This window comes from Aeromonas sp. A35_P, from assembly GCF_002259925.1.
Taxonomy (GTDB): Bacteria; Pseudomonadota; Gammaproteobacteria; order Enterobacterales; family Aeromonadaceae; genus Aeromonas; species Aeromonas dhakensis.
In genome coordinates this window covers 1-9,266 of record NZ_NEVB01000064.1, presented here as the reverse complement: position 1 = coordinate 9,266, position 9,266 = coordinate 1, and the positions used below count along the sequence as shown (strand labels likewise).

8 protein-coding genes and 2 tRNA genes are annotated in these 9,266 nt (G+C 61.1%); 5 read left to right on the top strand and 5 right to left on the bottom strand.

The genetic code is table 11. The features are described 5' to 3' along the window. From CAK78_RS05280 to dapA, 5 genes are all read right to left on the bottom strand, one after another. The coding region (locus tag CAK78_RS05280; RefSeq protein WP_141214107.1) for a transposase at positions 1–221 on the bottom strand (221 nt) is incomplete at its 3' end. A gap of 162 nt (positions 222–383) precedes the next feature. Further along, the gene (locus CAK78_RS05275) at positions 384–974 is read right to left on the bottom strand and encodes an HAD family hydrolase (protein ID WP_176452684.1); all 591 of its coding nucleotides are present in this window, start codon (positions 972–974) and stop codon (positions 384–386) included. Positions 975–1,039: 65 nt separating this feature from the next. Next, a complete protein-coding gene (locus CAK78_RS05270; RefSeq protein WP_019839024.1) occupies positions 1,040–2,143 on the bottom strand; it encodes an EAL and HDOD domain-containing protein in 1,104 nt (367 codons plus the stop codon). A 4-nt stretch (positions 2,144–2,147) separates the two neighbouring features. Then, positions 2,148–3,788, bottom strand: coding sequence for a GGDEF domain-containing protein (locus CAK78_RS05265; protein ID WP_094696599.1), 1,641 nt, complete (start codon positions 3,786–3,788; stop codon positions 2,148–2,150). Between the two features lie 94 nt (positions 3,789–3,882). Next, positions 3,883–4,755, bottom strand: a complete 873-nt coding sequence (dapA, locus tag CAK78_RS05260) for a 4-hydroxy-tetrahydrodipicolinate synthase (protein WP_094696598.1) — start codon at positions 4,753–4,755, stop codon at positions 3,883–3,885. A gap of 280 nt (positions 4,756–5,035) precedes the next feature. Here dapA and rsmC point away from each other — a divergent pair, with 280 nt between their 5' ends. The 5 genes from rsmC to CAK78_RS05235 all read left to right on the top strand — a co-directional run bounded on the left by rsmC (position 5,036) and on the right by CAK78_RS05235 (position 9,224). Then, on the top strand, positions 5,036–6,064 hold the full coding sequence (gene rsmC / locus CAK78_RS05255) for a 16S rRNA (guanine(1207)-N(2))-methyltransferase RsmC (RefSeq protein WP_094696597.1): 1,029 nt from the start codon (positions 5,036–5,038) through the stop codon (positions 6,062–6,064). Positions 6,065–6,213: 149 nt separating this feature from the next. Continuing rightward, complete coding sequence (glgC, locus tag CAK78_RS05250) at positions 6,214–7,431, top strand: glucose-1-phosphate adenylyltransferase (RefSeq protein ID WP_094696596.1); 1,218 nt, start codon at positions 6,214–6,216, stop codon at positions 7,429–7,431. Then, positions 7,421–8,881 carry a glycogen synthase GlgA gene (gene glgA, locus CAK78_RS05245; RefSeq protein WP_094696595.1) on the top strand — a complete coding sequence of 487 codons (1,461 nt, stop codon included), beginning with the start codon at positions 7,421–7,423 and terminating at the stop codon, positions 8,879–8,881. The genes glgC and glgA overlap by 11 nt, the downstream gene beginning before the upstream one ends. A 116-nt stretch (positions 8,882–8,997) precedes the next feature. Next, positions 8,998–9,083, top strand: a tRNA-Leu gene (locus CAK78_RS05240). A 55-nt stretch (positions 9,084–9,138) separates the two neighbouring features. Continuing rightward, positions 9,139–9,224, top strand: a tRNA-Leu gene (locus CAK78_RS05235). Positions 9,225–9,266 lie beyond the last annotated feature (42 nt).

Below are 9,266 nucleotides of genomic sequence, written 5' to 3'. Positions count from 1 at the left end.
TTCCCAGTCAATGACATCTGGTGATGGCAGTGATTGCATTGCAGCACGCGTGGCCGACTTTTCAGGTGACAACAGGTCTTGTTGGCACATTCAGGGCAGACAAAGCCGTGAGGAAAACGCCAAGTGAACAACGCGTTTTCGCACTGAGCTTCAGTGCCATAGTCCTTGAGAAGCTCAAACAGGCTGTAGCCTTTCTGGAATTGGACTTTGCTTTTGGCCATGATCTCGCTCCTCGATAACTGTGCATAAGATCAGTATAGTTCGGGGTGACTGCTAATCATGGGTAATCAGGTTCCCATTTGTCATGACAGTCCCGTATGGGAATGGACTTTCTACCTCAGCGCCAGTGCCGGCGCTCTCTGTCCAGATTCAATGCGGCAGGTTCAATACTGCAAGCCGACCGGTCTGCCCTCTTTGACCATACAGGTCTGCATCCCCGCAGCCTGACCGGCCTGTACGCCAATCCCCGTATCCTCGAACACCAGACAACCCGCCGGATCGACCCCCAGCTTGCTGGCCACCAGCAGGAAGGTATCCGGGTGGGGTTTGTGCAGCTCGACATCATCGGCCGTCACCACCACGGAGAAGTAGCGATCCAGCCCGGTATTGCGCAGCACGGCGGCAGTGTTGACCCGCGGTGAGCCGGTGCCAATTCCCATGGGGATGCGGCCATGGTAACGCTCGACCAGTGTCTGCATGGCCGGGAAGACGGTTGCCTTGTGCAGGTTGGCCACGTAGTGCTCGGTCTTGCAACGGGTCACGATGAGCGGATCCAGCGCGATCTGCTGCTGCTCGGCCACCAGCAGGGCTATCTTGCGGCTCGGCATGCCGCCCAGTTCATAGAACCAGTCGGGGTCGAAGTGAAAACCAAACTCCCGGGCCGTGTGTGCCCAGGCGGCGAGGTGCAGCGGCATGGAGTCCACCAGAGTGCCGTCGAGGTCGAATACCAGGCCTTGAAAGCCGGAGAGGGTCATGGTGCGGGATCCATGTCTGAAAAAGGGCCCCCATTCTAGCCAGAGCCCCTCTCGCTCGCCACGGCCTAGGTGGCGAGAAACGCTTGCCCCCACATTTGTGCCTGAAAATAGATGGGAGTCAGCTTGGCGGGATCCAGCTGATAGTTCGGCGCCAGCTGGGCCAGCAGTGGCCAGTTGCCCTGTTCATAGCACTTCACCAGCTGAAACAGATGAAACAGCGGCCCCTCGCGAGACTCCAGCGCTCGCTTCACGTCCTTGGGCAGATGGGCCTTGAGCTGTTCGGAAAGCAGCGAGCCGTCCAGCACCAGTCCCACCAGGAAGGCCCAGCTGGCGGCGGACTTGCCGAGCGCGCTCAGGGCGATCAACTCGCAGAAGCGGCCGCGGGCGATGGCCATGCGGGTACAGGCCTCCGGAATGTGCTGACTGACCCTGGCCAACCCGTAGATGAGCACGAACTTGCGGATCTCCTGCTCCCCCAGATAGGAGAGCGCCCGGTTAACCGAGACGATGGGGCTGGCATGATCGAACCCGGGAGCGTTGACGTAACTCAACAGCTGCCCCGGCAGCCAGGCATCCTGCTGCAGCAGGGTCGCCACCCGGGCGAAGGAGAACTCCTCGTGACAGATGAGCTGCAGTATCTCCTGCACCAGCTTCATGTCCGGCTGGGCGGCGCGCTGGTTGACCAGCTCGGGGCGCGCCAGGAAGCCGCCGGCGAAGAAGTCGACCCCTGCCTCCTTGAGCGGCAGAAAATCCCCCCAACTCTCGATGCCGAGGGCCATCCGCTTGTGTTCGGTCGGCTGACGGATCCCCTCCTCCCCCATCCAGAACACCAGCAGACGGGAGGCGCTGAGCCAGCGCTGCTCGCGCTGGGCACCGTGTACCGCCAGCCGGCGCCGGTAGTCGCGCCACTGCTCCAATACGGGAAAAGAGGTGGGCAACCGTTCGGCCGAAGCCTCTACCAGTGGAATGGTGTCCTGATCGAACAGCAGGGGGCGCAGCTCATCGAGCTGTTCGTGGGTGAAAGGCAGCAGATATTGGCGCCCCTGTGCCAGCAGCCGGCACTGGGCGGCCAGCAGGGGCCATTCGGCAGGGTCGGCAAGCTGGTAGTCAATGCCATAGGCCACGAGAGCGAGACGACGGTTGAAGATGGGATAACGACGTAACAACATGGGCTCACCGATAGGCTAGCGTACACGCCCTCCCCTGCGATTTGGCATGATAGAGCGCCTGATCGGCCTGTTCGGTCAGGCTCTGCCATGTTCCATCCAGCGAGGGAACCAGATAGCTAAAGCCTATGCTAACCGTAATGAAATCAGCAACTCGGGAGGCGGGATGCGGGATTTTTAATTCACTGAGCCCCTGGTGAATCTGTTCTGCCAGCCGCTCCGCTTCACCAGGTTGCGGACCGCACAGCAGGATCACGAACTCTTCGCCGCCGTAACGCGCCACCAGATTGGTACGCCGCCGTTCCGCATCCTGCAGCAGGGCAGCCACCTGCTGCAGACACTGATCCCCCTTGGCATGGCCGAAGTGGTCGTTGTAGGACTTGAACTCGTCCACATCGATCATCAGCACCGCCAGCAGACTCTGGTGCCGGCGTGCCCACTCCCACTCCCGCTGCATGGTGAGATCCCACTGGCGGCGGTTGGCGATGCCGGTGAGGGGATCTTCCAGCGACAGCATGGAGAGCCGTTTGTTGGCCTCCGCCAGCGCCCGGTTGCTCTCGGCCAGCTGCATGGTGCGCTCGCTGACCCGCTGCTCCAGCTCGCGGTTGAAACGCTCGAGTGCCGCCTGGGTACGCTGGCGGATCAGCAACTGGGAGAGCATGGCGGCATACTGCTTGAAGATCTCGCTCTGATAGGCCTTGAGCGGCCGGCGCCACAACAGGTTGTCGGCGGCGATCCAGCCGATGGGGGTGGCCCCGTCCCACAGCGAGACCATGGCATTCCAGCCGCGTCCCACCTCCTGCTTTTCGTAGTAGAGCGGCGCATCCTCCAGCACCAGCACATAATCCTTGCGGCGCAGCGCCTCCTGCACCGTGGGGTGATCAGGGATCGGGCTGATGAAGTGGTGCTCGTCGATCAGCTCGCCCACCTCGTTGGTACCCCAGGTGCCGTGCATGGTCTTGAACTCGGCATCCACCAGGAAGATGGCGATGCGATCGAACTGCAGCTCCTGGCGAGCCAGCGCCACCGCGTCGTGCAGCAGCTGGTGTTCACTGTCACAGCGCGCCAGCTTGACTCCCACCTGATGCAGCGCCTGCAGCATGCTGAGGAAAGAGCCTTGCAGCGCCTGGCTGCGGATGAGGTCGGCCTGGGTGTGCAGCCGCTGATCCCGCTCCAGATCGACCTGGCTGGCCAGCAGCCGGCTCTCGAGCTCGGCGGCAAGATAGTGCATCAGCAGCTGGATGCCCTGTTGCTGGCGCCGGGGCAGGCGATCGATGCGGCGGCGGGTCTCCAGGTAGACCACGGCCTCCAGCCCCTTGTGGCGCTTGAGCGGGAAGCAGGCGCGCAGGCGCACCGTATGTGGTTCGACCGTTTCCCACAGCTCGTTGTGCTGGGCGAGCGGCTCCACCATCAGTTGTCCCTTGTCGAGGGCGTGTTCGATGAAAATGACCGGTAATTTGAGAAGGGCGACTGCCTCGGCAGCCAGGCTGACCAGCCCCTGATCGAGCTGGAAGCTGTAGAGCTGCGACTCGGGGGCGCGCAGCCACAAATAGATCTGTTCGGCTTCGGTTTTTTCCCTGATTGCCGCCAGTGTCACTTCACAGAGGTGTTCAAAGCTGGTGAAGTGCTCTGGATCCCATTCCTGCATGCCTGCCATCCTTGGTTGTATCCAAGCGAGTATATCGGCAAAGCCTGCACTTTAATTGACTGGCCAATCAAAAGCGCGATCCAGAGCCCATTTTTTATAACAAATTCAAGGCGTGCATCGCTTCGCGGATGCGGGTACGCGTTGCCTCGGAGAGCGGCATCACCGGCAGGCGGCACTCCTCGCTGCAAAAGCCCAGCAGGGAGACGGCATACTTGGCACCGGCCGGGCTCGGCTCGGCAAACATCGCCTGATGCAGCGGAATGAGCTTGTCTTGCAGTTCACGCGCAGCTTGCCACTGGCCGGCCAGCGCTAGGTTCTGCACCTCTGCCACCAGCCTTGGGGCCACGTTGGCCGTCACCGAGATACAACCCTGACCGCCACCGATGTTGTAGGCCACGGCGGTGGCATCTTCGCCGGAGAGCCAGGCAAAGGGCTTTTTGATCAGCTGGCGCTCCACCCAGGGGCGGGCCAGATCGCCGGTCGCATCCTTCACCCCGGCGATGCGCGGCAGTTCGGCTAGGCGGGCCAGGGTCGCCGGCTGCACGTCGACGATGGCGCGCGGCGGGATGTTGTAGACGATGATGGGCTTGCTGGTGGCGTCGTGCACCGCCTTGAAGTGGTGATAGAGCCCCTCCTGATTGGGACGGTTGTAGTAACCGGCCACGTGCAGGGTGGCATCGGCCCCCGCCTCTTCGGCGTGACGGGTGTATTCGATGGCTTCAACCGGGTTGTTGGAACCCGCCCCGGCGATCACCGGGATGCGGCCAGCCACCAGTTTGACCACCAGCTCCACCACCCGGCAATGCTCGTCATGGGTCAGGGTCGGGCTCTCGCCCGTGGTGCCCACCGGCACTATGCCGTGGGTACCCTGTTCGATATGCCACTCCACCAGACGCGCCAACGCCTCTTCATCCAGCGTGCCCTGTCGAAAGGGGGTGATCAGGGCGACGATTGAACCTTTGAACATGGAATTTCCTTCTCCGTTGACTCATGAATGTGGCAATAAAAAACCCCGGTACGATGTGCGCAACCGGGGTTTGAATCTGCTCAGGGATGAGAGGTTACGCGCGAACGTCGGCAGGCCCGAATGTCAGGCTTTTTTTATGCTTTCGTTTCAACCCGTTGAACCGCATTGCGTCATCTCTGCTCAAAAAATGGTGTCTGGGCATATTTCGGGAACACGGCATAAATGTCAAGGCGAAAGCGGCTATGTATAATGGCCGCCCCAAATTGCGTGGAGAGACCCGATGAGCAGCCCGATCAGTGCCGTCAGCCAGATGCTGGAACGAAACCAAGCCCTCTTTGTCGGCAAGCGGCTGCTGGTGTGCGGCGCCCTGGAGGATGACTATCCGCGCCAGCTGGCAACCCTGACCCACTCCCTCACCGTGTTTACCACGGATTACTGCTATTACCGCAGCCAGCAGGCCGCGCTGGGCGATGCCATCCTGTTCGATCACCAACTGGGTGGCGCTCCCCGCTTCGATGCCCTGCTGCTGCTGATGCCCAAGGCCAAGGCCGAAGCCCAGTATCTGCTGGCCATGATGACCCCGCTGCTGGAAGCCGGTGCCGAGCTGTTCCTCGCCGGCGAGAACCGCGGCGGCATCAACGGGGCCGACAAGCTGCTGGCTCCCTATGGCGAGAAGCCGCTCAAACGCGATTCGGCCCGCCGCTGCTCCCTCTATCATGGCGAACTCAGCAAGCCGGTGGCCCCGTTCGAGCTGGACGCTTGGTTTGGCCGCTACCAGTGCCAGGCTGGCGATACTGAGCTGACCGTGCTGGCCCTGCCCGGCGTGTTCAGTGCATCCGAGCTGGATCTTGGCAGCCAGATGCTGCTGGCCAGCCTGCCGGCCATGCAGGGATCGCTGCTCGATTTCGGTTGCGGCGCCGGGGTGATTGGATCTGTGCTGGCCAAGCGCAATCCTGAACTCAGGGTCACCATGGTGGACATCAACGCGCTGGCGCTGGAATCCAGCCGCCGTACCCTGGCCATCAACGGCCTGCAGGGCGAGGTGAAGGCATCCGACGTCTACTCCAACGTACGGGAGAGGTTCGACCGCATCGTCTCCAATCCCCCCTTCCACGCCGGTCTCAAGACCTTCTACGCGGCCACAGAGACCTTCCTGGCCAAGGCGCCGGAGCATCTGTCGCCGCAGGGCACCCTCACCATAGTTGCCAACGCCTTTCTGCGATATCAGCCTATACTGGAGACGCACTTCAAACGGACGGAAGTGATCTGCAGCGATGCCAAATTCAAGGTCTATCTGAGCAAAATGTAAATAAGTGTAAGCAGTCACCGGAAACAGGTAGAGAGCCCCATCCGGGATCTGATAAGGTAATTGACGCACCTCAAACCACCCCTTTAGGGGTGTTTTTTTGCAGCAAGATGAAAACCTTTTCATAGTATGAATTCAGGGAGAGAAATACGATGGCAGGCATACTCACCATGATCCTGGCGGGCGGCGAAGGTACTCGCCTCCAGCCACTCACCACCACCCGCAGCAAGCCCTCGGTTCCCTTTGGTGGAAGCTACCGACTGATCGACTTCGTGCTCAACAACTTCGTCAACGCCGACTTCCTGCGCATCTACGTATTGACCCAGTTCAAGTCCCAGTCCCTCTATCTACACATGAAGAAAGGGTGGAACATCGTCGGCATCACGGATCGCTTCATCGACCCCATTCCAGCCCAGATGCGGATGGGCAAACGCTGGTATGACGGCACCGCCGACGCCATCTACCAGAACCTGCGCTTCATCGAGATCTCCGACCCCGAGCACGTCTGCATCTTCGGCTCCGACCACATCTACAAGATGGACGTGAGCCAGATGGTGAGCTTCCACAAGCAGAAGGCCGCCGCCCTGACCGTCGCCGCCCTGCGCATGCCCATCGAGGAGGCGAGCGCCTTCGGGGTAATCGAGGTGGATCAGGAGGGCCGGATGATCGGCTTCGAAGAGAAGCCCAAGCGACCCAAGCACATCCCCGGTGATCCCACCCAGGCGCTGGTCTCCATGGGCAACTACATCTTCGAGACCGAGTCGCTCTATCGCGAACTCAAGCGCGACGCCGCCGAGGAGAACTCCAGCCACGACTTCGGCAAGGACATCATCCCCAGCCTGTTCCCGCGCGCCCCCGTCTATGTCTACGACTACAGCACCAACGTGATCCCGGGCGAGAAACCCAGCGTCTACTGGCGCGACGTGGGGACGCTGGACTCCTACTGGCAGGCGCACATGGACCTGGTGGCCGACGATGCCCCCTTCTCCCTCTACAACCGCAAGTGGCCGCTGCATACCCACTACCCGCCGCTGCCGCCCGCCACCTTCGTCGACACCGACGACTGCAAGGTGAAGATCGCCAACTCCTTGATCTCCGGCGGTTGCTTCATCCAGGGCAGCCAGATCCAGCGCTCCATCCTGGGTTTTCGCTGCAACATAGGCCCTTGCAGCCACATCAGCGAGTCGGTTCTGCTCGGGGACGTGAAGATTGGCGAGGGCTGCTCCATCCGCCGCGCCATCATCGACAAGAACGTTGAAATTGCGCCCGGCACCGTGATCGGTGAAAATCTGGACCATGACAGAGAGCGATTTACCGTGTCCGAAGGCGGTATCGTCGTGGTACCTAAGGGAGCAAGAGTTGGCTATTAACCCACTGAAAATCCTGTTCGTTGCCTCGGAAGTTGAGGGGCTTGTGAAGACCGGGGGCCTGGCGGACGTGGCCAGAGCCCTGCCGCTGTACCTGGCCCAGAAGGGGCATGATGTCAGGATCATGCTCCCCTTCTACAAGACGATAAAGCGACGGGATGAGGCCAAACTGCTGGTCTCGCGCTGGTTGCCAACCCACCCGGGTCTGCCGGATATCGGCTATCGCATCTATCAGATGGATCTCGAAGGGGTCTGTGTCTACCTGCTCGATTGCCCGCAGTACTTCGATCGCCCCCAGCTCTATGCCGAAAACAACCAGGCCTACCCGGACAACGGCGAGCGTTTCGCTTTCCTGGCCGCCGCCGCGCTGCATGCCTGCGAGCAGCTCGCCTTTGCCCCCGACATAGTGCACTGCAACGACTGGCACACCGGCCTGCTGCCGCTGCTGCTGAAAACCCGACACGCCCACAACCCCTTCTTCCAGCACACTCGCAGCGTGATCAGCATTCACAACGCGGCGTTCCAGGGGGTGTTCGAGCGCCAGCAGTTCTGGGCCGTGCCCGAGATCGCCGACTACGAACAGCGCATCAGCTACGACTACGGCCACGTCAACCTGCTCAAGTGCGGGGTGCTCTATGCCGACAAGATCAACGCGGTCAGCCCCAACTATGCCAGCGAATTGCTGACCCACCTGGGGGCCCACGGCATGGCCAGCGTCTTCCAGCAGCGGGCGTCGGATCTGCGTGGCATCCTCAACGGCTGTGATTATCAGGACTGGGATCCGGCCTTCGACGACTTTCTGCCGGCCACCTATGACGTCGACAACCTGGCCGGCAAGGGCGTCTGCAAGCAGAGCCTGCAGCAGGAGCTGGGCCTGCCGGTGGTGGACCTGCCCATCTACGGCATGGTGTGCCGGCTGACCGAACAAAAAGGCGTGCATCTGCTGCTGCCGGTGCTGGACAAGTTTCTTCATCACAAGGTGCAGGTGGTGATCGTCGGCTCGGGAGATCCCTCCCTCGCCGCCCAGCTGCACACCCTGGCCCAGCAATTCCCGGACCGGCTCGCCTTCATCAATACCTATGACGACCGGCTCGCCCACCTGGTGGAGGCCGGTGCCGACTTCTTCCTGATGCCCTCCCTGTTCGAGCCGTGCGGCCTCAACCAGATGTACAGCCTGGCCTATGGCACCCTGCCGCTGGTACGGGCGGTCGGCGGCCTGAAGGATACGGTGGTGGACTGGGATGCCGATCCGGCACATGCGACCGGCTTCTGCTTCAACGATCCGACCGCCAACATATTGCTCGATGCCATGCGCCGCAGCCTGCTCTATTACCTGCAGGACCCCGAGCAGTTTGCCCGGGTTCAGCGCAATGCCATGAACACCCGCTTCAACTGGCCCGATTCGGTCATCCAGTACGAGCAGATGTATCGGGACGCCTTGGCTCGCCAGTGACGCTAATTGCTGAAGTTTTGTCCCCTTGATGCTGCTTTGGGCGTCAACAGCGAAAAAAGTACCTTCTGGCTGTTGACGCCCCCCCAAAACTCTATAGAATCCCCCACCGCAGTGATGCGAAGGTGGCGGAATTGGTAGACGCGCTAGCTTCAGGTGTTAGTGTCCCACGGATGTGAGGGTTCGAGTCCCTCTCTTCGCACCATACTGCAATATGCTCTTATCAGACGGCATGTAAATTCAGACTGATAACCCGATGTGCGAAGGTGGCGGAATTGGTAGACGCGCTAGCTTCAGGTGTTAGTGCCCCCCGGGTGTGAGGGTTCGAGTCCCTCTCTTCGCACCATGCTTCTGGCATGTAAAACGCAGAAAATGCGCTCCAACCGCA